The sequence below is a fragment of the Synechococcus sp. 63AY4M2 genome, assembly GCF_002760475.1.
GTDB lineage: Bacteria > Cyanobacteriota > Cyanobacteriia > Thermostichales > Thermostichaceae > Thermostichus.
In genome coordinates, this window is sequence record NZ_AXUX01000001.1 from 2,011,492 (window position 1) to 2,032,520 (window position 21,029).

Here is a 21,029-nt window from a genome sequence, read left to right on the forward strand (position 1 = left end):
GGGGGATGCCTGCTGTTAGTTCTACTGCATCCTAGAGCGTTGTCAAGCGAGCGGCAGAGCAAATGCAAGAAATTGTTCTGGGAATGGCCCATCCCCTAGATATGGGGTATCATAGCCTCGAGCAGGGGCGGCCAGCTTACCTGTAGCGTTAGGGGTTGGGTGCCTTCTCCCCATTTTGTGTGTGGATTTGCCCAGATTTAAGGTGTGTGAGGAAGTGCCGTATGAACTTCAAAGGTCGCTCGTTGGCGGTTTTGTGTGGAGTCTTGCTGCTAGGCGGCTGCGGAGAAGTTAATGAGTCTCCGACCTTGCCTGGGCCCGTCCAGGTAGATCCGGCTGCCTTTGTCTCGGCCCAGGAGTATCGCTTTACCCCTGGCTCAGTGCTGGAGACCACCAGCCTCCGCTTGGACTATGTCAATCCGAGGTTTGACAACGGGATCCCTGTGCGCACCAACCCCCTCCAAGGCAGCGGTGAAGCTCGCATCGCCAATGTTGAAGCCCGCATCTTGCCTGTGAACGAGATCCCAGCCAGTGACTTGACGATTGACTCCACCCTTCGCTCCAGCACCCTGGCCATCCAAATTGGGCGAACCACACCGCTGGTGAATATCACTGCCTTTGGACCCAACGACGGCAGGCTATCTACGCAATTCAATATCGCCGGGCTGGTTGCAATTTCGACAAACCCCAATGATCAGCGCATTCGAGTGAACACAACCTTTAGAGCCGTCAGGGAAGGTACTGTCTTGACTCTCACCGTGCGCCGAATCTTGGTGAATAGGAATGGCAATCAGGTCGTTCTCGAGGGAGATTCTTCTCTCATTGTCCCCACCGTGGGTGTGTTGTTTGAAGATGGTGGCCCTGGCCCCGGTGGTGAGATTCTGGCGCCAGGCTCTTTTGTCAATCCTCCCCCACCTCAAGGGCCTGTCACTGCCATTCTGCAAACCGGAAGCTTTTCCGCCAGCTTTGTGGTGCGGCAGCGGGGCGTGGCCGGCGATGGCACTCCTGAAGATGCCCTGGCTCTCTTTGCTCGCCTGAACTTCCGGCCCAACCAGGCGGAGATCGTCTATCGTCCCGCCCAGGTGGGCACCCAGTCGGTGTTGTTTGCCCCGGATCCGACGCGGCCCAATATCTTGCCCAATCAGTTGGTGCGCATCCGGCGCCTGTTGAACGGTCGGGTGCAGGCAGAGTTTGACCCGGCCAATGTCAGCACAGTCCTCAACTTCGTCCAGGTTAGCCCGCCGCCGCGACCTTTCCCCACCCCGATTCCCCAGTTACCTGTCGCCCCGACTCCGACACCCACGCCGGGTGACCCAACAGCCTTTGATTACTTTTTCTCATTGCGCACAGAGCGCTCTACAGATACCCTGCCCGGCTCGCCTGTGGAAGGAACCAACCCTGAGCCCGTTATCCTTCAGGGCATTGTGCCCACCACAGGAGATTTCGTCTTCCGCACCTTGGCCGGAGCACAATTAGCGGGGCCGTTTAACCGGCTTGACGTAGGGGGAAGCGTTCAAAGGGGAAACCTGAACCTTATCTTTGACTCAACCACTTCTGCGGAACGCATCTCCGGCCAGTGGTTCATAGAACAGGAGTTCCCTACTAACAACCTTGCAGCTAGAGAAGGGGCCATTTTGATCATCCGTGGGTTTTTTGAGGGAACTGAGGTACGCCTGTAACCCAGGCAACCCGTTTGATCCCAGAGCAGGGATCCGCTCTGGCTTGGCCTTTTCGTCGGTCAGAGCTTGGGTAGATCGCTGAGCACCACCTGTGCGCAGTTGTGGCCAGGGATCCCGGTCACTCCGCCTCCTGGGTGGGCCCCTGAGCCGCAGAGGTAAAGGCCGGGAATGGGGGATCGATAGTCGGCCAGGCCGGAGATGGGCCGCAGGTTGTAGCTTTGATCCGGCGTCATTTCCCCGTGAAAAATGCTGCCCCCCACAAGGCCAAAGCGGGCTTCCAGATCCACAGGCGACAACATCTGCCGCGCGATCACGGCGTTTTTAATGTTGGGGGCAAATTGGGCAATTTTGTCGATTACCCGATCGGCAAATTCTTCCCGCAGGCCATCGTTCCAGTCTCGCCCTTTGGGTTGGTAAGGCACAAACTGACAGAAACAGGAGAGGATGTGCTTGCCTGGGGGAGCCATTGTCGGGTCGGTGGGGGATTGGCTGTAGATCTCGATAAACGGATCCCGGGAAGGGATCCCGTATTTGCAATCATCCCAAGCCCGCTCCAGATAGGCCACCGAGGGAGCAATGTCTACCGTGGCGGAACTGACCACTTCTGGGGGTACTTCAGCAGGGGCCGCCGTGTAGCGGGGCAGTTCCTCCAGGGCCAAGTTGAGCTTGTACACCGGGCCTGAGGTGCGGTAGTGCCGTTCTAGCCGGTCACGCAAGTCTGGGGGCAAAGAGGAGCAGAGCCGCAAAAAGGTGATCTGGGGATGGGCATTGGAGAGAACCGCCCGCGCCCGCACGGTTTCCCCCGATTCGAGGATAACCCCAGCGGCCTGCCCACTCTCCATCAAGATCTCCGCCACTGGAGCAGAAGTGCGGATCTCCACCCCTAAGTCCAGAGCTGCCTTGGCCATCGCTTGGGTAATGGATCCCATCCCACCGCGCACATAGCCCCAGACCCCACGCGAGCCAATGGCGCGACCTACCGCATGGACTAGCCAAATGTAGGGCGTACCCGGAGTCATCGGCCCGGCAGAGGTGCCAATCAAAGATTGGGGAGCCATCGCCGCCTTGACTTGCTCCGACTCGAAGAACTCATCCAGGAGATCAGTGGTCGAGAGGAGCATGATGCGGCGGAAATCGTCTTCATAGCCAGCAGCTGCAAAGCGATCCGCCAGTTGCCCCAGTGAAATCGGCGGCTGCATTAAGGTTGGCTCCACCACCTCGTTCACCCGATCCCAAAACTCCTCCCAGCGGTCGTAGGCTTCCGCATCTTTGCGAGAAAACTTGGCAATTTCCGCCTTGCTCTTGGCACGGTTATCGGCATACAGAAAGAGGTGCTGCCCATCCGGGAAGGGCATGAAGTAGGAAGGTTGCTTGGCGTAGACCTCAAAGCCATAGTCCGGCAGGCGCAGATCGCGGATGATCTCCGGGCGCAGCAAACTACAGGAATAGGAAGCCACCGACACGCGAAAGCCTGGGTGAATTTCTTCCGTAATGGCAGCACCACCAACGGTGTGATAGCGCTCCAGCACCAGCACTTTTTGCCCGGCCTTGGCCAAATAGCAAGCGCTCACCAGCCCGTTGTGCCCGGCCCCAATCACCACCGCGTCGTAGCTCATCAACAATCCTTCTGCAAACGCTTCTCCACCCACAATACTCCTGCCAGCCAAGACTCGATCTGCCGGCAAGGGATCCCTGCCTTAACCGATGGAAAAAACCTGATCCAGACTCAACTCTCCAGCCCGGATCCCTGGGATCCCAACTTTCTCCTCGGGGGTGTAAGCCTCTCTTTTCTGGTAAACTCCCGACCCTGTTGGCAAGCTGTACGTCTCTAGGCAGTTCTCCTGCAAGTTCAAGATCCAGTAGTTGGGGATCCCGGCTTTGGCGTAGAGTCCGAGTTTGACTTCCCGATCATAGGTAAGGGAAGAATCAGCCACTTCGATGATGAGATAGATGTCTTCGGGCTGAGGATGCCGAGAGCGGTACTCATCCTGCTGAAAGCGCACAATGGCAAAGTCGGGCTCCGGCTCGTGATTGGGGGGCAGTTGCACCGGATCCTGGGTGCGCACAATAGCTTGCTCCTGCACAAGGCCCACCAACAGTCGGTACAGGCGGCTACAGTAGGCGGCGTGCCTCTCCCCTTTCGTCATCTTTTGAACCAGGAGCCCGTCAATCAGCTCCAACTGATTGGGCTCTTCAATCTGTCCAGACTCAATCAGTCGATGAAACTCCTCAAAGGTATATCGCCTGATATAGGGATCCAATCGGGCAGCTAGAGTCATCGACCAAACTCATCAGACCCTAAACTTCATATCACCACTCTACCAACTCACAAAAAAGGGATCCCTGGACAAGCCAAGGGATCCCTATTCAGCAGGTTATGGGCTGGCTACCCCGACTGAGAGGCTGTCGAGGCGATCACAAAGGCCGCATAGGTCAGCACATACCCCACCGTGAAGTGAGCCAGGCCCACCAGACGACCTTGAACAATCGACAGAGCTACCGGCTTGTCCTTCCAGCGGATCAAGTTGGCCAAGGGGGTGCGCTCGTGCGCCCACACCAGCGTCTCGATCAGCTCTTGCCAGTAGCCGCGCCAGGAGATGAGGAACATGAACCCTGTCGCCCAGACCAGGTGGCCAAACAGGAACATCCAGGCCCAAACCGCCAGGTTATTCATCCCGTAAGGGTTGTAGCCGTTGATCAACTGGGCAGAGTTGGCCCAGAGGTAGTCCCGCAGCCAGCCCATCAGGTAGGTGGAGTTCTCGTTGAACTGGGCGGTGTTGCCGCTCCAGATCCCCAGGTGCTTCCAGTGCCAGTAGAAGGTCACCCAGCCGATGGTGTTCAGCATCCAGAACATGGCCAGGTAGAAGGCATCCCAGGCGGAGATGTCGCAGGTGCCGCCCCGCCCCGGCCCGTCGCAGGGGAAGCTGTAGCCGAAGTCTTTTTTGTCCGGCATCAGCTTGGAGCCACGGGCATCCAACGCCCCTTTGACCAGGATCAACGTGGTGGTGTGCAGGCCCAGGGCAATGGCGTGGTGCACCAGGAAGTCGCCGGGGCCAATGGGCAGGAAGAGGAACCCATTGGGATCGTTGATGGCTTGCAGCCAGCCAGGCAGCCACACGTTGCCGTAGTTGGGCCAAGCCGTAGAGGCGATGCTATCCGGGTTGGACAACAACACGTCCATGCCGTAGATCATCTTGCCGTGGGAGGCTTGTATGAACTGGGCAAACACCGGCTCAATCAGGATCTGCTTCTCCGGCGTGCCGAAGGCCTGCATGACGTCGTTGTGGACGTACAGCCCCAGCGTGTGGAAGCCCAAGAACAGCGATACCCAGCTCAGGTGGGAGATGATCGCCTCCTTGTGATCCAGCACCCGCGCCAGCACGTTGTTCTTGTTGGCCTCCGGATCGTAGTCCCGCACCAGGAAGATGGCCCCGTGGGCAAAGGCCCCCACCATCAAGAAGCCAGCAATGTACTGGTGATGGGTGTAGAGAGCCGCCTCCGTGGTGTGATCCATCGACATGAACACGTAGGGGTTGAGGGCGTACATGTGCTGCGCCACCAGCGAGGTCACCACTCCCAAGCAGGCCAGCGCCAACGCCAACTGGAAGTGCAGGGAGTTGTTGACCGTGTCGTAGAGGCCCCTGTGCCCTTCGCCCAGCAGGCCCCCGAAGGGGGTGCCCTTCGGCGGGTTGTGGGCGCCCAGGATCTCGCGGATGCTGTGGCCGATGCCCCAGTTGGTGCGGTACATGTGCCCAGCCACGATGAAGATCACGGCAATGGCCAGGTGGTGGTGGGCCATGTCCGTCAGCCACAGGGACTGGGTGTTGGGGTTGAAGCCGCCCAAGAAGGTGAGGATGGCCGTGCCCGCCCCTTCTGCCGTGCCCCAGACGTGGTTGGCCGTATCCGGGTTCTGGGCATAGACCCCCCAGTTTAGGGTAAAGAAGGGCTTTAGGCCCGCCGGATGGGGCAGCGTGGTGAGGAAGTTGTCCCAGCCCACGTGCTGTCCGCGCGACTCGGGGATGGCCACGTGCACCAGGTGGCCTGCCCAGGCCAAGGAGCTGACACCAAACAGGCCGGCCAGGTGGTGGTTGAGGCGGGCCTCGGCGTTCTTAAACCAGCTCAGGCTGGGGCGGAAGCGGGGCTGCAGGTGCAGCCAGCCGGCAAACAAGAACACCGCCGCCAACAACAACAGGCCGATGGCGCCGGCGTAGAGATCGCCGTTGGTGCGTAGGCCAATGGTGTTAAACCAGTAGTAGAGGCCAGAGTAGGCCGCATTCACAGGGCCACCGCCACCAGGTTGGGTAAAGGCCTCCACCGCCGCCTTGCCGAACTGGGGATCCCAGATGGCGTGGGCGATGGGGGTGACCCCCGTGGGGTTGGCCACCCATTGTTCATAGTTGCCTTGCCAGGCGATGTGAAAGACGTTGCCAGAAGCCCACAGGAAGATGATCGCCAGATGGCCGAAGTGGGTGGCAAACAGCTTTTGGTAAAGCCGCTCCTCCGTCATGCCATCGTGGGTCTCGAAGTCGTGGGCGGTGGCAATGCCGTACCACAGACGCCGAGTGGTGGGATCGCTGGCCAGGTCTTGGCTGAATTGGGGAAAACGAGTTGCAGTGGTCATGATTGTCTCTTCCTCCTTGCCTTAGCCGAGTGCGGCAAACCGTGCCAGGAAGAACGCCCAAGTGGTCACGATTCCGCCCAGCAGGTAGTGGGCCACACCGACCGCCCGCCCCTGGATGATGCTGAGGGCGCGAGGTTGAATGGCCGGAGCAACTTTCAGTTTGTTATGGGCCCAGACGATGGACTCAATGAGCTCCTGCCAGTAGCCACGGCCGCTGAACAGGAACATTAAGCTGAAGGCCCAGACGAAGTGGGCGCCCAAGAAGAGCAGTCCATAGGCCGACAGCGCCGAGCCATAGGAGTTGATCACCTGCACCGATTGGGCCCACAGGAAGTCCCGCAACCAGCCGTTGATGTTGATAGCGCTGGCTGCAAAGTTGCCTCCGGTGATGTGCTCAATCGTGCCGTCCGGGTTGACGGTGCCCCAGATGTCGCTCTGCATCTTCCAACTGAAGTGGAAGATCACGATCGAGATGCAGTTGTACATCCAGAACAGCCCTAGGAACACGTGATCCCAAGCGGAGACTTGGCAAGTGCCGCCGCGGCCCGGGCCATCGCAGGGGAAGCGGAAGCCCAGCTTGGCCTTATCGGGGATCAGGCGAGAAGAGCGAGCAAACAGCACCCCCTTGAGCAGGATCAGCACGGTGATGTGGATGGTCATGGCGTGAATGTGGTGCACCATGAAGTCCGCCGTGCCCAGCACCATCGGCATCATGGACACCTTGCCACCCACAGCCACCACATCACCCCCAAAGATGGGGCTTACCGAAGCGCCCACATAGGGAGCAGTGCTAGCGATGGCCTTGGTGTGCAGAGATTGAATCCACTGGGCAAAAATGGGCTGCAGCTGGATGCCCGTGTCCGAGAACATGTCCTGCGGACGGCCCAGGGCCTGCATCGTGTCGTTGTGGACGTAGAAGCCGAAGGCGTGGAAGCCTAGGAACAGGCACACCCAGTTCAGGTGGCTGATGATGGCGTCGCGGTGGCGGATCACCCGATCCAAGACGTTGTTGCGGTTCACCGCCGGGTCATAATCGCGAACCATGTAGATGGCCCCGTGGGCAGCGCCGCCAACGATAAACAGGCCCCCTATCCACATGTGGTGGGTAAACAGGGAGATCTGGGTGGCGTAGTCAATGCCCATGTAGGGGTAGGGGTTCATGGCGTACATGTGCTGGGCCACGATGATGCTCAGGGATCCCACCATGGCCAGGTTGATGGCCAGTTGGGCGTGCCAAGAGGTGGTCAGCACTTCGTACAGACCCTTGTGGCCCTCGCCGGTGAAGGGGCCCTTGTGGGCTTCCAGGATCTCTTTGATGGAGTGGCCGATGCCCCAGTTAGTGCGGTACATGTGGCCGGCCACGATAAAGAGCACGGCAATGGCCAGGTGGTGGTGGGCCTGATCCGTCAGCCAGAGGGCGCCCGTTTGCGGATCCAGGCCACCCTTGAAGGTGAGGAACTCCGCGTACTTGCCCCAGTCCAACGTAAAGAAAGGCACCACCCCGCTGAAGAGGCCCCAATCCACGCTGGGGAACATCTCCTTCATCAGGGCCGGCTTGAGGATGAACTCGTGGGGCAGAGGGATCTGAGCCGCCGGCACGCCCGCATCCAACATCTTGTTGATGGGGATGGCCACGTGGATTTGGTGACCGGCCCAGGCCAGCGAGCCCAGCCCCAGCAGGCCCGCCAGGTGGTGGTTGAGCATCGACTCCACGTTTTGGAACCACTCCAGCTTGGGAGCCCGCTTGTGGTAGTGGAACCAGCCGGCGAACAGGCAGAGGCCAGCCATCACCAGACCGCCGATAGCGGTGCAGAGGAGTTGAAACTCATTGGTGATGCCGGCAGCTCGCCAGAGGTGGAATAGACCCGACGTGATGCGGATCCCTTCAAAGCCGCCGCCCACATCGCCGTTGAGGATCTCCTGGCCGAAGATGGGCCAGACCACTTGGGCGCTGGGCTTGATGTTAATCGGATCCGCCAGCCAAGCAGAATAGTTGGAGAACTGAGCTCCGTGGTAGTACATGCCGCTCAGCCAGACAAAGACCACCGCCAGGTGGCCGAAGTGAGCGGAGAAGATCTTCCGAGAGACGTCTTCTAAGTCGCTGGTGTGACTGTCGAAGTCATGAGCAAGAGCATGGAGGTTCCAGATCCAGGTCGTGGTCTTGGGCCCACGCGCCAGGCTGCGATCGAAGTGCCCCGGCTTGGCCCACTTCTCAAATGAGGTGGGGACCGGATCGATATCCACCGAAACCTTGACCTTTGGCTCTCGCTCCTTTGGCGTAGTTGTCATCAAGAACTCCTCTCTTGCGACAAGGAACGAAGCGCTCCCGCCTGTCTGCAGCCGTGAAGCTCGGGGATCTCTCCCAAGGCGGGATTTACCTGGCATTATAGGTCAGCCTTTGTAACCCCCCCGTCGCTTCACAATAATTAAACCAGGGATCCCTTGCCCTATCGGAGTTAGGGTTGCTTGGCAATCGTTTCTCCAATAAAGATGTAAATATATGTAACGAACTTTCACCAACCCAAGCTGTGCCCACGAAAGGTTGGAACTGGGCAACAGGCAGCGCGGCGGGGCGGCGCCTAGCTCTAGGGGTGGCAACCCGAGCAAAGCCGCAAATGGCCGGGAAGGGATCCCTATATCTAGTTGAGCACTGAGGTTTGTCTGCTAAACTGTGGGCAATTTGCTGGCAGGTTCGGGCGATGGCCACTTCCACCTGCACCTTTTTGCACCTGGCCGATGTGCATCTGGGCTACGACCGCTACAACAGCCCGGAGCGGAGCAAAGATTTCTTTTTGGCCTTTCGGGATGTGGTGCGCCGCCATGCCATCCAGAACCCGGTGGATTTTGTCCTCATTGCCGGGGATCTGTTTGAGCACCGGCAAATTCAGCCCGGTGTCCTCAACCAAGCCCAGATTGTCTTGCGGGAGCTGAAGCAGGCCGGGATCCCCGTCTTGGCCATTGAGGGCAACCACGACAGCCGCCCCTACGGTGTCAAGACCAGTTGGCTGCGCTACCTGGCCGATCACGGCGACCTGATCCTGCTGGAGCCGGAAGCAGGCGAGGAGGGTTTAGAGCTGCGCCCCTGGTCAGGTGGGCGGGGGGGCTATCTGGATCTGCCCTGTGGGGTGCGGGTGATCGGATCCCAGTGGTATGGGTCGGCGGCCCCCAAGTCGATTGAGCAGTTGGCGGCGGCCATTCGCCGGTTGCCCCCTGGCCCTGAGCGGGTGGTGCTCATGTTCCACCACGGCCTGGAAGGCCAAATTGCTCGCTACCAGGGCGCCTTGCGCTACCGGGATCTGCTGCCTTTGCGGGAGGCAGGGGTGGGCTATTTAGCCTTGGGACATATCCACAAAAGCTATACAGAAGAAGGCTGGATCTTCAATCCGGGATCCCTGGAGGCTAACAGTACTGCCGAGTGGGACTTTCCGCGGGGAGCCTACCGCGTCCGCTGGGGAGAGGGCCCGCCTCAGGCTGAGCTGGTGCAGGACTACTACCGGCGGCCTCACCGACGGATCTCTCTTGAGGCCAAGGGCCGGGAAACGCCCGAAGAGATTGCTGCAGCCGCAATTGCCTTGGCCAAGGGATCCGACCTTCCCGAAGGTGGGCCAGCGCCAATGGTGGAGTTTCGGCTGGCGGGGCAGGTGGGCTTTGCCAAGCACGAGTTGGATAGCCGCGCCCTGCAGCAGCAGATTCAGCAGCTTACCGGTGCCCTGCTGGTTCTCTTCCGCTTCGAAGCCACTACTTTGGAGATCGGGTCGGCTGCTCTTTCCCTCGAAGAAGAAGGGCGCAGGCTGCAAATTGAAGAGAAAATCTACAGGGATCTGCTGAGCAGCCATGCCCACTACCGCAAGCGCAGCGAAGAGCTGGCACGGTTACTCTTAGATCTCAAAGAGAAAATCTTAGATGAGCAAGGCGAAGCGGAAGTGTACGCTCACCTGAGCGGCGCCTTTCTGGGGGAAGAAGACTGACCATGCGGATCCTCTCTTTGGCTCTGCAGAACTTCAAGTCTCATGAGGACGCCTTCTTCGAGTTTGAGCCCGGTATCAACGCCATTTGTGGAGAAAATGGAGCAGGCAAAACCAGCATTCTAGAGGCCATCGCCTGGGTTTTGTTTGACTACTGCCCCTACAACCAAGAAGAACTCATCCGCACAGGGGCCAGCGATGCGGTGGCTACTGTCCAGTTTATCTCCCAGTGGGATCAGCGCACCTACGACGTTCGCCGCAGTGTCAGGCAGGGATATCGCCTCTTCGATCCGCAATTGAAGCAGCGCCTAGATTACGAGCGCAAGGCAGATGTGCTAGCGTGGCTGAGGCAACATTTGGGTGTGCCCGCCGGTACTGATTTGGCGCGGCTCTTTGCTACAACGATTGGGGTGCCCCAGGGCACTTTCACAGCAGATTTTCTCAAAACCAGTCGGGAGCGGAAAGAAGTTTTCGACCGCATCTTGAAGGTAGAAGAGTACCAGCAAGTTGCAAAGGATCTGCTGGCAGTTGAAAAATACAGCGAGGCGCAAGTTCTGGCCGTCAAGCATCAAATTGAGCTGCTCCATCAACAGATGCAAGACTGGGATCCGCTGCAAGTAGAGCAGCAGAGAATCGAGCAAGAACTGAGCCACTGGCAGGAGCGCTTAAGCCACCATACCCATACCTTGGCCGAGGTGAAGCTGGAGCTGGAGCGGCTGGAGAAGCTGCTTGAGCAAATCCAAACGCTCGACCGGCAAATTGCTCAACTGGAGCAAGAGGGATCCCTGCTGGCAGTAGCCCTTGAGCAAGCCGAAAAGCTGTGGGCAGAGGCCCAGCGAGCGCAGGCACAACAACAGCACCACCAAGAGGGATCTCAGCGCTTTTTGGCCATAGAAGATCGGTTGCGGGAGCTGGAAAAGCAACGGCAGCAGCGCCTGGAGTGGCTGAAGCGGCGGGAGGCCCTGCTCTCGCAAAAGCAGAACCTCGAAAACCAACTGGCGAGGCTGCAGGAAAAACTCAGCCAACAACAGCGCTGCAAGCAGGAGCTAGAGGAGCTGGCTCCCCAAATTCAAGCCCAAGAGGAGCTAGAGCGCCGGCAAAGCCATTGGGCTCAGCAGCTCGACACCTTGCTCCAACTGCACCGCGAATGGGAGCAGCTTCAGGGAGAATGGTCAGCCCACGCCGGGCGCTGTCAACTGCTGCAAAGCCGCGTCCAAGAGGCTGAACAGGCGCAGGCCATCTGTCAACAGCACGAATCGGCCTACAGGCGTTATCTGGAGTTGGAGGCTTGGGTGGCAGAGCAAGAGGCGTTGCGACGAACACGGCAGACCTTGACAGCTCAGCGGGAAACTTTACGGCAGCAGCTCCACCAACTCCAACTGCGAGAATCTGAATATCGACAGCAGCTCCAACTCTTCCAGAAAATCGAGGAGGAAAAGCTACACCTGCAAACGCTCTGCGAAAAGCAAACCGTCCTGGAACAACGGTACTCTCAAATTGGCCAGAAGTTGGCCTCTTTTCAGGCCCTGCGCCTAGAGCTAAGACAGAGAGAAACAGAACAGGAACAGGGCCGGGCCCAGTTGGAACAGTTGCGGCTGCAGCTTCGACAGCGACAGGCCGATCGAGAGCACGTAGCCAAGATTCCCCTCCTGGAGGCTCAACAAGAGCGACTGCAAACTCAGCTCAGCCGCCTAGCCGCGGCGCGGCAATTTCAGCGGGAACTCCAAGCCCTTTTCGAGCAGGGCTCTCACCAACTGGCCCAGCACAACCGCAGCATTCAAACTCTTGTGGAGGAGCTGGCCGCTTGCCAACAGAGTTATCCGCAACTCCAACCTCTATGGCAGCGGATCCCGCAAGTTCTGGCCCAGTCTTCAGCCCTCAGCCAACAGTTACTGCAATCCATCCAACAAATCCTACAGGATCTTTCCCCCCAAACTTGCGAGCCTCAGCTACGCCAGCAACTGGCTGATATCCAGGAGCAACTCAAGACTTTGCAGCCCCTGCTGGGCTTAACGGCGCAGATTCCCGAGTTAGAAGCTCAAATTCAACAGTTGCTGCAATGGCAAAACGAACGCCAGAGCAAAATTGAGGATCTTCAGTGGAGCCTCGAGGCAGAGCCAGACTTTCTTCGGCAACAACAGGAAATTGGCCAAGCGCTGCAGGCACTGGGGGATCCCAGGGGGCAAATCCAGCGCCTGGAAAAGGAGCTCAACAATAAGCCGAGAGTTGAGCAAGAGTACCAGCAAGTTGTAGCCAGCATCCAGCAACTTCAACAACAGATACAAGCCCTAGAGCAGCAGCTTCAGCCCCTTGCCGATCTAGACGAGAGAATTGCCGCTTTACGGGAGGAGCAGAGTTGCCATCGCAACAGCTATGAAACCGTTATCCGTATGCAACCACTTGTCCAAAGTTTGCCACAACGAAAAGATGAACTGCAAACAGCTCAGTTGGCTCTAGAACAGATCCAGCAAGCTAAGCAGGAAAAACAAGCCCAAATTGATCGCTGGGAGAAAATAGAGGGATCCAAAGATTACCTGCAAGCCCAAATTGTAAAAGCCGCCGAAACCTTGAAGTCCCTGGGGGATCCGAGAAGCCGGGCTGAGTGGCTGAAAGCGGAGCTCAAGCTGGAAAGACAGTACCTGCAAACGCAGGCAGGTTGCCTACAGCAAATCCAGGATTTGGAGGCAGCACTCCGCCCCCTCGAGGAAGCGCTGCTGCAAACCGAACACCTGGATCGAGAGCTGGGATCCCTGCAAGAACAGCGCGAACACTACCGAGCGGATCACGAGCAATATCTACGTCTGGAGCCTATTGCCAAACTGCTCCCCCAACGAGAACGGAAGCTCAGTGAACTGAAGGCGCAACAGCAAGCATTGCAAACCCAACTGTCCCAATTGCGGGCACAGCGGGATCCTTTGGCTTCCCTCTATCAGCCTCAGGAGCACCAACGTCTGCGCTCCCTTTTGCAGGCCACCGAAATTCAAAAGGCCGAGGCTCAAGCTCGCCTGGAAAGCCTTGCCCCTCAACTACAGAAAATCCAGGAAAGGTTACAGCAACTGGAGCGGGTGAGAGAAACCTTAAAACAAGTCGAGACGCAACGAATCGAGAAAGAGCGTCTGCATCGCTTCATTAAGTTTAGCCGAGATACCTACAAAAAGGCTGGCCCTCAAATTACCCAATACTATCTACAGCAGATCAACAACATTGCCGATCACCTCTTCCGGGAAATCCTCAACCGCCCCAATGTTGCCCTCACCTGGGAGGCCGACTACGAGATCCGCGTTCAAGAGGGAGGCGGCCCCAAACGACGTTTTGCCAGCCTTTCTGGAGGAGAGCAGATGTCGGCAGCTCTGGCAGTTCGCCTAGCCTTGCTCAAGGTGTTAGGACAGTTGGATATTGCCTTCTTCGACGAGCCCACCACCAACATGGACGCCCAGCGCCGACAGCGATTGGCCGAGTCCATTACCAATTTGCGCTCTTTTGAGCAGCTATTTGTGATCAGCCACGACGATACCTTTGAGCAAGTAACGGAGAACATCATTCGGGTGGAGAGGCACGCTGGCTCTGGCCAGATGAGGAGGGATCCCACCTATGGTATTTAGAGCTGACCGGGTTCTGGCAGTATTGCAGCAAAAGCGGGAGGCTTTCGTCACTTTTGATCAAGGGCTATCGGAGCGCAGAGAGGGATATCGGCAGGCCATGGAAAGATTGTGCCAGTGGTCGAGCGCAGAGATTGCCGAAAAAATAGCGCCCTTGGACTTTCCGGGTGCTCTACCTACTCAAGAGTGGGATCTTTACTCCAGTTGGTCAGTTCCTTTTGAACAGGCATGGACTAGCCATGAGGAAAGCGATGAATGGGCAAGGTCGATTATTAAAAATATTTCCACCTTTGCAGTAGATGGATCCCAAATCTATCCCAGCAAGGATCTGTCAATTCCGGTGGCCTTGGTGCAGATCGGCTGGTATGAGAATCATCACTGTGCCCAAGGCCTGTACGAAAAAGATATTCAAGTCGATGTACTGACTCCAAAGGATTTGGGATCCGATAGCAGCGGCGAGCCCAAAGAGCGCGTCGTCAACATGCGTCGCTTCCAAATGGAAACAGAAAAGCTGGTGGAATATATCCGGGGAGCTCAGCCTGGATCCCGAAAGTTGGCCTTTTTAGATGGGGCTCTGGTGGCTACCTTTGCGGAAGCCCTTGAGCCAGAAAGCCGAGATTTCTACGTACAATGTTTACTCCAGGTGCTGCGGGCCAGCGAGCAAAACCAGATCCCTGTTGTGGCCTACATCGACACTACCTATACCTCAGATCTGGTGACATTGCTGCGGCATTGCTTCGATCTTCCTGAAGCTCCTCAGCTTCACGATGCCCAACTCCTCAGCCCGTGGCTGGAGTGGGGGGAGCGCACCCCTTTTTTTATCTGTGCTCGCGGCGGCAGCCTTAACCCTCAAGATGGGATCCTCAACTCTTACCAAGAAATGCGAGAGCGAGTGGGATTTGTTTATTTGCGCACCAACGACAACTTTCCGGCCCGGCTGGAGATACCGGTTTGGGTTTACGAGGCAGGACTTTTGGACTGGGTCGTGGATCTGGTGCGCTGCGAGGTCATCATTGGTAGAGGCTATCCCTATGTGTTAGAGACAGCCGATCAAATAGCCGTTATTCGCAATGAGGATCGCAACCTTTTCCTGCGCCTGATGCAAGATTGGGCAAGCCGCGAGAAGCTCAACCTCAGGTTATCTCGGAAAACGGTGAGTAAACTGCAGCGGAGGCGAGTCCGATGAGATTGGGCAAGGTGGTTCGCTCCAACAATCACTGCGACTACGTAGTGCAGGTGGATGACGCCCTAGAAGTCAAAAATCCTCCCTCTCCTGATGACTATGGCTTTGGCAGCTTTGTTAAGCTGGAGAATGATCAACGGCACTGGGCTGTAGGTCTGGTCTATAACACCCAAATTGTAAACCCGCTCTTTCTCAACTCCGGCCCGCGCCTCTCCAGCCAGCCGGATCCCTATTTTTCCCCCGATTTACAAAACGAGGTGCGCACGCTGCTTTCGGTGGTTCTCATCGGAGCTTTGGACGAAGAGCGGGGCTGTGGCCGGCAAGGGATCCCGCGCGTGGTGGTGCCTGTGAACACGCCCGTTTTTCGCATGAGCCAAGAAGAAATCCTACGTTTTCACCAAGATCCCCAAGGTCAAACCCAATTTTCGTATTATGGATTGCTCTTGAGCAGCGGCGGCAACTTTGCCGACCACCTTGTTTATCAAGTCTTGAATGATATCATACCCATGTTTTCCGATCCGGCTCAACGGCGGGCCCTGCAAATTCTAAGCAAAGAACTGGCCTGGAAAATGACCGTAGGAGCGATGCGCTGATGACCAAAAAAACTGTAGGGATCGCCCAGTCTCTTGACAATGGACACTATCCAAAAGCTGTCTTCTCCTCCGATGAAGAGGCCCCAGAAGTAATCGGCACTGTCAAGGGCCCCGGTGAAACCTCCAACCAGTATGTTTTTATCACCTCCAATACCCAAGCTGTAAGAGTAGGCGATTTTGTCTACTATGAGGTTCAGGATACCCAGTCCCAAACCCTGAAAATTCTCGGCAAGATCAGGCAAGTCCAGCTCTTGGATCACATTCCCGATCGCATCTTTGCCGACACCGAGATCGATCCCAGCACCATTGTGGCTTTGGTGGGCTTTACCCACCCCAACCCGGAAATCTACGCAGTTACCGTCGAGGTCATCGGCTATTTTCACCGCGCCATGGGCTTTATTAACCCCCGTCGCCCTCCGGATCCCGGTGCCAAAGTCTTTTTGGCCTCCAATCGTCTGCTGAAATCGATTTTGAACAAACGAGATGAAACAGCCGTTGGGGGCGCTCACTTGGGCAGCCTGTTGTTGCGCGACGAGGGAGCGGTGCCCGTGGTGCTGGATGTCAAGGAAATGGTTAGCACCCATCTGGCTATTTTGGCGGGGACGGGATCCGGAAAATCCTACACGGCGGGGGTCTTGATTGAAGAGCTGATGTTGCCCAAAAACCGGGCTGCTGTTCTCATTTTTGATCCCCATGGGGAATACCATACACTGGCAGAGATGCAGTCCCACCCCAAGTTTTTGGGCGAAGACGGCTACCGCCCTAAGGTTAAGGTTCTCTCCCCACAGGAAATCAAGATCCGCGTGTCTTCTCTCAACTTTTTCGATATCCTTACCCTCTTGCCAGAGACCACCGACCGGCAGAAATCTTTCCTAGAGAAAGCTTTCCGCAAGGTTACCCAGTTCAATCCACTACGTTGGACAATTCGGGATCTGATCGACACCGTCAACGAAGAAGATTCGGCAGAGGACGGATCCCGGGGATCCTCAGCCGCTGCTTTGGAGTGGAAGCTAGAGCAGATCGATCGCTCTCCCTACTTTAGCAATGTGGAACACCTGGCCCCCAAGGATTTGTTTGAGCCAGGGCAGGTAACCATTTTGCAGATGCACGAGATTAGCCAGGAAGAGCAGCAAGTCATTGCCGCCGCCATCCTGCGCCAGGCCAATTACGCCCGCATTAACACCCATAAAGGCAAGATCCAACCGGGGGATGAAAATTACCTGCCCTATCCTGTTTTTATCTTGTTGGAAGAGGCCCATCGCTTTGCCCCTGCCCACGAGCCCTCCCGCTGCAAGCAGGTGTTGCGCACCATTCTCAGCGAAGGGCGGAAGTTTGGCTTAGGAGTAGGTCTAATCACGCAACGCCCCGGCAAGCTGGACTCGGACATTCTATCGCAATGCATGAGCCAATTTTTGATGCGAATTGTCAACCCTTCCGATCAAGAAAATCTGCGCCAGAGTGTTGAGGCTGCCGGACGGGATTTGTTACAGGAATTGCCGGCTTTGAGCAAGGGTCAGGTGATTGTCTCCGGCGTGTGTGTCAATACCCCTGTTCTGTGTAAAGTACGGCAGCGCTACACCCAGCATGGTGGCGAAACACTTGATATCCTCGGCTTGTGGCAAAATCACTTTCAGCCCCACCGACGACAGGATCGCGTAGCCCAATCTGCCCCTCTCAGGCCACGTTCTCAGCCTCAGGTGGTCGAGGGATTGAGCATTGACTAGAGATCGTTAAAAGCTGGGGTCAATTGGCAGCCGGCTATCCTGTCTATAAACGCTGAGCCAAAAAAATCTATGCAGCTTAGAATGGTTCATGTCCATGTCTAGATTGCAACGCTTCCCAACTGCTCTGGGATCCCAAGCTCTTTCCAATCAGGAGAGCTAAGAGTTGCCGCTCAAAAATTTGAGCGATGGTTTGCTACCGGTGGAGAAGAAAGTCGTGGTGAAAAAGCAAGCTCTTTGGCGAGGCTGGGTGGGCATTGCCGCTGTGGCCCTGCTGGGATCCGGCCCTGCCTATGCCCAGTTGCGGCTGATCCCTGAGGCGGCGCGGCAGGTCTACGAGGCCTTGCCAGATCTGCCTCTGGAAAACACCTATACCCCCGTGAACCCCAATGACGGCGGCCCCGCGCCTGAGGAAGATACCTTGGTGCGGCGGATGATGGTCTATCACTTGCAGGTGGTCGGTCGCTCTCCTACCGACCGCTTTGACTGGCAACTGACGCTAGCAGACTATCTGGACGCCAACGAGCCGATAGTTGCCCAGCGCTACCCCGGTGCCGAGCGGCTGACGGTCAACCCCTATGCCCAAGACAAGGCAGCCGTGCAAGCCCTGAGCCGGCAACAGCGACAGGCCCTGCTGCGGGAGCTTGTGCTCGCCTTCGGCGGGGATCCCGATCCCAAGCCCCTGTACATTCCCGCCGACTTGAATCCTGTCCCCGCTCCTGCCACCCCAAAACCGCTGGAACGCTTGCCGATTCCCGGCGCTGGATCCGCCGACCTACTTCGGCCCTAGAGGGAGTCTCCCCTCACCCCCGGCCCCTCTCCCAGAGGGTATCCCTCACCCCCAGCCCCTCTCCCTGAGGGAGAGGGGAGCTAGGATTTGACGTAGCGAACGGCTTATTCAAATGGTCACAGCTTTTTTGGGAAGTGCCCCCTTTAATCCAAAGTCTTTCCAGTGTAGTTTTCAATGCAGCGCAAGAACAGCTCTACCCCAATGCCGAGGGCAGCTTCGTCAAAGTCAAAGCGGGGATGGTGATGGGGATAATCTAGCCCTTTGGCAGGGTTGGCGGATCCCAGGAAAAAGTAGCAGCCGGGCACCTCGTTGAGGAAAAACGAGACGTCCTCGCCGCCCATGGTCATCTCTGGAATAATCGCCGCTTCTGAACCGAACAGCTGGCGGGCGGCTTGTTCTACCAGGGCTGCCATGGCCGGGTCATTGTGAACCGCCGGATAGCCCCGCTCGTACTGGAACTCGTAGGTGGCCCCATAGGCTTGGCAAATGCCGGCCACGATTTCTTCTATACGTCTTGCAAGCAAATCCCGCACTTCCGGCTGAAAGCTGCGCACGGTGCCCCAAATTTCTGCCCGGGGAGCAATGACATTGAAGGTGTCGCCGGCCCGGAAGCGGCCCACCGTCACCACCGCCGGCTGCAGCGGATCCACGTTGCGGGAGACGATGGTCTGCAAAGCGCTCACAATGTGGGATCCCACCACAATGGCGTCCACCGTCTGCTGAGGAAGAGCGGCATGGCCACCGCGCCCAATGACCTCGATTTGAAAGCGATCGGCAAAGGCCATCGAGGGGCCGCTTTTGACGCCAATGGTGCCCAGAGGTCGGTTGTTCCACAGGTGTAAGCCGAGGATGGCTTCTACATCTGGGTTCTTCAGCACCCCCGCTTCCACCATTGGCTTGGCTCCGCCGGGGCCTTCTTCAGCAGGCTGGAAAATAACTTTGACGGTGCCTCTGAGGCTTTGGCGGTGCTGCTGCAGCAGCTTGGCGGTGCCCAGGGCAATGGCCGTGTGGCCATCATGGCCGCAGGCGTGCATAACGTTGGGGATGGCGGAACGGTATTCGACCTCGTTGGCCTCGTGAATGGGTAGGGCATCCATGTCGGCCCGCAGCGCCAAAACCGGCCCTGGCTCTTCTCCCGCGATGGTGGCCACAATGCCGGTGTGGGCGATGCCGGTCTGGTGCGGGATCCCCCAACTTCTCAGGCGGTGGCTGATGTAGGCGGCGGTTTGCTTCTCCTGGAAACCCAGCTCTGGATACTTGTGCAGGTGGCGGCGCCAGGTCACCAACTCCGGCTGTAAGGCTTGAACGGCAGGGCGAAGGGCGGGAACTTCCATGGCTATCCTAAAAAACGCTTAGACAAGAGTCAGCCTGGGGAAGATCTTCCTTCCCGGTTGGTTTCCTAGAAGCTGTTTAGAGCATGACTCTAGTCAATAATAAGCTCAACTATACTGAAAATAATGTATAATATGTTCAGTACGGATTACTACCAGTTGATCTTTCTGTTTACTTTCGAGTCTGCCAACATGGTAGCCAAAGCAAAGCAGAAAATTGGTAGTAAGACGACACGGAAACTGCGCTTTGGGTATTCTACTCAAAGCTTTGCGGGATACCGCCATTCTGTTTGGAAACAAACAGAATGCTATCGCTGCATAGTTGAACAGTAATGTTCAGCAGTGTTCAGCGTAAATGTATCAGTTACATGTCGATTCCGTCCAGTATGGCAAAAGTTTTGCCAGGGCTGTTTCTCCCTAGGCCCACCGGGATCCAGTTTCTGGCGGCAGATCTTGCCAGCGGCCCGGCCCCACGGCGCGCAACGCCTCTGGCAGGGAGATAGCTCCTGAGTAGAGGGCCTTGCCCAGAATGGCTCCGGCCAAACCCGGCAAGCTCAGCAGGGCAAGCAAATCGGTGAGCGAGCCAATCCCCCCGGAAGCGATAACCGGCAGGCGGGAGACAGCCAGGATCTGGCGCAACTGCTCTAGGTTGGGGCCGGCCAGGGTGCCGTCCCGGCCAATGTCGGTGTAGATGATCCCGGCAGCCCCTTGGGCTTGGACCCGTTGCACCAGCTCGGTGGCGGCTAGGGGAGTGGTGCTCAGCCAGCCGCGGGTGGCTACCTGACCTTGGCGGGCGTCGATCCCCACCCAGATGCGTCCCGGCAAAGCCTGGGTCATGGCCTCCAGCAGGGCGGGATCCTCTACAGCCACCGTGCCGACGATCACCCGCTCCACCCCCAAGTCCAGCAACTGCCGCGCCCGCTCCAGGGATCGGATCCCACCCCCCACCTGTACCGGGATGGCCAGTTTGCGGACAATGTCTGCAATGATGGGCAGGTTAACCGGATCCCCGCTTTTGGCCCCGTCCAGATCCACCACATGCAGGCGAGGCGCCCCTTGGGTGGCCCAGATTTCTGCCTGCTGGACGGGGTCGGCGGCCACCTGCTCGGCTTGGGCGTAATCGCCTTGGTAAAGACGCACGGCGCGGCCTTGTAAAAGGTCGATGGCGGGGATCACCTCGAGAAAGGCACTGGCGTGAGGCATGATGGGATCCCTGGAGAAGAGCTTTTCCAGTATCGCCTGAGTATTGACACTCCCACCGCCTAAAGGCGGGGGATGCTTACGCAGTCCACAAAAGAACCCGCAACGGCGTTGTCAAAGCGCCTCTAGACAGTTCCTGAAGGCAAAGCCCCAAGGTTCTGCTGACTTTCTTAAGCAGGTTGGCGGCAGCATTCGCCTCAGCCTAGAGGGTCTCCACCCGTCGGGTTTTTCACCATAATTAGGTAGCTCATCCCCATCTAGGAAGCTTGCCTGCGAGCTGTACGCCTCCTCTACCTCAATAAACTCCATGCCATAATGCCGACATAATTGCGCAATACGCTCCTTGAACC

The 21,029-nt window shown here is 57.5% G+C and carries 13 protein-coding genes; 7 read left to right on the top strand and 6 right to left on the bottom strand.

Annotated features, from left to right (window positions below; all coding sequences use genetic code 11):
* The first annotated feature begins 221 nt into the window (after nt 1-221).
* Complete coding sequence (locus SYN63AY4M2_RS08975; RefSeq protein ID WP_240530521.1) at nt 222-1,676, top strand: hypothetical protein; 1,455 nt, start codon at nt 222-224, stop codon at nt 1,674-1,676.
* 59 nt (nt 1,677-1,735) lie between these two features.
* On the opposite strand, the gene SYN63AY4M2_RS08980 is transcribed toward SYN63AY4M2_RS08975, so the two are convergent.
* From SYN63AY4M2_RS08980 to psaA, 4 genes are all read right to left on the bottom strand, one after another.
* Nucleotides 1,736-3,292, bottom strand: coding sequence for an NAD(P)/FAD-dependent oxidoreductase (locus SYN63AY4M2_RS08980; RefSeq protein ID WP_099812798.1), 1,557 nt, complete (start codon nt 3,290-3,292; stop codon nt 1,736-1,738).
* Between the two features lie 81 nt (nt 3,293-3,373).
* Nucleotides 3,374-3,955 (bottom strand): Uma2 family endonuclease, encoded by a 582-nt coding sequence (locus SYN63AY4M2_RS08985; protein ID WP_011431692.1) that lies wholly within the window; start codon nt 3,953-3,955, stop codon nt 3,374-3,376.
* 107 nt (nt 3,956-4,062) lie between these two features.
* Nucleotides 4,063-6,297 (bottom strand): photosystem I core protein PsaB, encoded by a 2,235-nt coding sequence (gene psaB / locus SYN63AY4M2_RS08990; RefSeq protein ID WP_099887335.1) that lies wholly within the window; start codon nt 6,295-6,297, stop codon nt 4,063-4,065.
* Between the two features lie 21 nt (nt 6,298-6,318).
* Nucleotides 6,319-8,586, bottom strand: a complete 2,268-nt coding sequence (gene psaA, locus SYN63AY4M2_RS08995) for a photosystem I core protein PsaA (RefSeq protein ID WP_099887336.1) — start codon at nt 8,584-8,586, stop codon at nt 6,319-6,321.
* Between the two features lie 410 nt (nt 8,587-8,996).
* Here psaA and SYN63AY4M2_RS09000 point away from each other — a divergent pair, with 410 nt between their 5' ends.
* The 6 genes from SYN63AY4M2_RS09000 to SYN63AY4M2_RS09025 all read left to right on the top strand — a co-directional run bounded on the left by SYN63AY4M2_RS09000 (nt 8,997) and on the right by SYN63AY4M2_RS09025 (nt 18,148).
* On the top strand, nt 8,997-10,265 hold the full coding sequence (locus tag SYN63AY4M2_RS09000) for a DNA repair exonuclease (protein WP_011431313.1): 1,269 nt from the start codon (nt 8,997-8,999) through the stop codon (nt 10,263-10,265).
* A gap of 2 nt (nt 10,266-10,267) precedes the next feature.
* On the top strand, nt 10,268-13,864 hold the full coding sequence (locus SYN63AY4M2_RS09005; RefSeq protein WP_099812802.1) for an AAA family ATPase: 3,597 nt from the start codon (nt 10,268-10,270) through the stop codon (nt 13,862-13,864).
* A complete protein-coding gene (locus SYN63AY4M2_RS09010; protein WP_011431311.1) occupies nt 13,854-15,047 on the top strand; it encodes a DNA double-strand break repair nuclease NurA in 1,194 nt (397 codons plus the stop codon). The genes SYN63AY4M2_RS09005 and SYN63AY4M2_RS09010 overlap by 11 nt, the downstream gene beginning before the upstream one ends.
* Nucleotides 15,044-15,637, top strand: a complete 594-nt coding sequence (locus SYN63AY4M2_RS09015; RefSeq protein WP_011431310.1) for a hypothetical protein — start codon at nt 15,044-15,046, stop codon at nt 15,635-15,637. The genes SYN63AY4M2_RS09010 and SYN63AY4M2_RS09015 overlap by 4 nt, the downstream gene beginning before the upstream one ends.
* Nucleotides 15,637-17,361 (top strand): ATP-binding protein, encoded by a 1,725-nt coding sequence (locus SYN63AY4M2_RS09020; protein ID WP_206337011.1) that lies wholly within the window; start codon nt 15,637-15,639, stop codon nt 17,359-17,361. The genes SYN63AY4M2_RS09015 and SYN63AY4M2_RS09020 overlap by 1 nt, the downstream gene beginning before the upstream one ends.
* Before the next feature lie 178 nt (nt 17,362-17,539).
* The gene (locus SYN63AY4M2_RS09025; RefSeq protein ID WP_240527325.1) at nt 17,540-18,148 is read left to right on the top strand and encodes a hypothetical protein; all 609 of its coding nucleotides are present in this window, start codon (nt 17,540-17,542) and stop codon (nt 18,146-18,148) included.
* Nucleotides 18,149-18,291: 143 nt separating this feature from the next.
* On the opposite strand, the gene SYN63AY4M2_RS09030 is transcribed toward SYN63AY4M2_RS09025, so the two are convergent.
* Nucleotides 18,292-19,482, bottom strand: coding sequence for a M20 family metallopeptidase (locus SYN63AY4M2_RS09030; protein WP_011431307.1), 1,191 nt, complete (start codon nt 19,480-19,482; stop codon nt 18,292-18,294).
* Nucleotides 19,483-19,896: 414 nt separating this feature from the next.
* Entirely contained in the window at nt 19,897-20,682 is a 786-nt protein-coding gene (gene hisA / locus SYN63AY4M2_RS09040; protein WP_011431306.1) for a 1-(5-phosphoribosyl)-5-[(5-phosphoribosylamino)methylideneamino]imidazole-4-carboxamide isomerase, read from the bottom strand.
* Between the last annotated feature and the right edge of the window lie 347 nt (nt 20,683-21,029).

Excerpts from the sequence above, each read along its gene's own strand:
- SYN63AY4M2_RS08980 (WP_099812798.1), bottom strand. The coding sequence starts at position 3,292 with ATGAGCTACGACGCGGTGGTGATTGGGGCCGGGCACAACGGGCTGGTG.
- SYN63AY4M2_RS08985 (WP_011431692.1), bottom strand. The coding sequence starts at position 3,955 with ATGACTCTAGCTGCCCGATTGGATCCCTATATCAGGCGATATACCTTT.
- SYN63AY4M2_RS09010 (WP_011431311.1), top strand. The coding sequence starts at position 13,854 with ATGGTATTTAGAGCTGACCGGGTTCTGGCAGTATTGCAGCAAAAGCGG.
- SYN63AY4M2_RS09005 (WP_099812802.1), top strand. The coding sequence starts at position 10,268 with ATGCGGATCCTCTCTTTGGCTCTGCAGAACTTCAAGTCTCATGAGGAC.
- SYN63AY4M2_RS09020 (WP_206337011.1), top strand. The coding sequence starts at position 15,637 with ATGACCAAAAAAACTGTAGGGATCGCCCAGTCTCTTGACAATGGACAC.
- SYN63AY4M2_RS09015 (WP_011431310.1), top strand. The coding sequence starts at position 15,044 with ATGAGATTGGGCAAGGTGGTTCGCTCCAACAATCACTGCGACTACGTA.
- psaB (WP_099887335.1), bottom strand. The coding sequence starts at position 6,297 with ATGACCACTGCAACTCGTTTTCCCCAATTCAGCCAAGACCTGGCCAGC.
- hisA (WP_011431306.1), bottom strand. The coding sequence starts at position 20,682 with ATGCCTCACGCCAGTGCCTTTCTCGAGGTGATCCCCGCCATCGACCTT.
- SYN63AY4M2_RS09030 (WP_011431307.1), bottom strand. The coding sequence starts at position 19,482 with ATGGAAGTTCCCGCCCTTCGCCCTGCCGTTCAAGCCTTACAGCCGGAG.
- psaA (WP_099887336.1), bottom strand. The coding sequence starts at position 8,586 with ATGACAACTACGCCAAAGGAGCGAGAGCCAAAGGTCAAGGTTTCGGTG.
- SYN63AY4M2_RS08975 (WP_240530521.1), top strand. The coding sequence starts at position 222 with ATGAACTTCAAAGGTCGCTCGTTGGCGGTTTTGTGTGGAGTCTTGCTG.
- SYN63AY4M2_RS09000 (WP_011431313.1), top strand. The coding sequence starts at position 8,997 with ATGGCCACTTCCACCTGCACCTTTTTGCACCTGGCCGATGTGCATCTG.